This is a genomic window from Vibrio sp. 1249-1, assembly GCF_033340495.1.
In genome coordinates this window covers 1-1865 of the sequence record NZ_JAWOWJ010000045.1, presented here as the reverse complement: position 1 = coordinate 1865, position 1865 = coordinate 1, and the positions used below count along the sequence as shown (strand labels likewise).

Genomic DNA, 1865 nt, shown 5'->3' with positions numbered 1-1865 from the left:
CCGTTTGGCATTGGTGAAAACGTTGCAGAATGGGCTACGGGTTTAAGTCAGCTCGATAAATTCTACGCCCAACGCCCCGTGAATACGGATACCAAAACTTTCTTGCGATTCACACTGGATATTTTGGGTATCGACTATCGCATTGCCCATGGTTCGCTCGACTCAGTGCCAAAGCAAGGCGCAACCGTCATTGTGGCGAATCACCCTCTCGGCTGTGTTGAAGGCGTGATTCTCGCCGAACTACTGTTGATGGTACGAGACGATATCCAAATTTTAGCGAATCAGTACCTGAAAACCGTGCCAGAGCTCGACCAACTTTTTATTGGTGTCGACGTATTCGAGGGCAAAGATGCGGTCAAGTCGAACATGAAGGCACTTAGAGCAGCCAACAAACACCTTGCGAATGGCGGCTTGTTATTGGTTTTCCCTGCGGGTGAAGTGTCGCAGTTGGTGGATGCCAAACAACAGCGTTTAGAAGACAAAGAATGGAGCCGCAGTGTCAGCGCGTTAATTCGTAAGAACAAAGCCGTCACTGTTCCCGTCTTCATTCGTGGGCAGAACTCAAAACGCTTCTACATGGCAGGTAAAATCCACCCTCTTTTACGCACCTTGATGTTAGGAAGAGAGCTACTCAACAAGAGCGCAAAAACCATTGAGTTGTCCTTTGGGCAAGCAATCAAGTTTAAAGAACTCAATAACCTCAACGATGATCAGATCGTCAATTATCTGAGGCTTAACACCTACCTGCTTAACCGCGATGTAAGTGCCACTCAGCAAACGGTCTCAGACAATGATCTCTTACCTATTGCAGCAGGGTTACCCATAGGCCAATTGCTTGAAGAGCTGCACAGCTTACCGGCAGAAACCCAACTGCTTCAAAGTGGCGAGTTCGACGTGTACTGCGCCAGTGCGCAGCAGATCCCATCTCTCCTGCATGAAATTGGCCGCTTGCGAGAACATAATTTCCGTCAAGTTGGCGAAGGGACCGGACAAGCGATAGACATCGATCATTTCGATCATGATTACCTGCACCTGTTTGTGTGGGATCGTGAGAACCAATGCATGGTAGGTGCTTACCGTCTTGGATTAGTTGATCAATTATTGGCGAAATATGGCGTAGAAGGATTGTATTCGCGCACCTTGTTCAACTATGACCAACGCTTTCTCGATCAAATGGGTAAGTCGATTGAAATGGGGCGTTCTGTGATTGCCGAGCAATATCAAAAAAGCATGAGTGCCCTACTCTTACTCTGGAAAGGCATAGCGACTTTTGTCCATCAACATCCCGAATACACACACTTGTTTGGCCCAGTGAGCATCAGCAACGATTACAGCCATACCGCGCGTCAGTTGCTGGCACCATCGATGACCCTACACCACTACGACAACGACTGCGCCGAATACGTCACTCCGTCAAACCCACTGCCAGAAACCAACTTAAACTGGAATACCAGCATGCTAACCGCATTGGGAGATTTACAATTGCTATCTCGCGTGATCGCTCGAATTGATGAAGGCAAAGGCGTCCCGGTATTACTGCGCCAATATTTGAGTTTGAATGGTAAGTTGGTGTGTTTTAACGTCGATCCGGCGTTTAACAACGCACTGGATGGATTGATTATGGTGGATTTACGCGATGTACCTGAGAAAACGCTGGCACGTTATATGGGCAGTGAAAACGCGCGCGAGTATTTAGCTATGAACAATTAACCGTCGTCTACAAACGTAGGAGGTATCGCGCTGCTCAAATCGCTCTAAACAAAACGTGTGCAGCGTGATACGTTATTTGCTCATAAAACATTAAAAACAAAGTGTTTAGTTAAACTCATCGCAAAAAGGCCACTCATCTCCAGCTTTAATCCACA

The 1865-nt window shown here is 47.2% G+C and carries 1 protein-coding gene; it reads left to right on the top strand.

Features of this window, described 5'->3' with window-relative positions; all coding sequences use genetic code 11:
* Nucleotides 1–1710: lysophospholipid acyltransferase family protein (locus tag R7Z50_RS24080; RefSeq protein WP_318149295.1), on the top strand; the 1710-nt coding region annotated here is incomplete at its 5' end.
* Between the last annotated feature and the right edge of the window lie 155 nt (nt 1711–1865).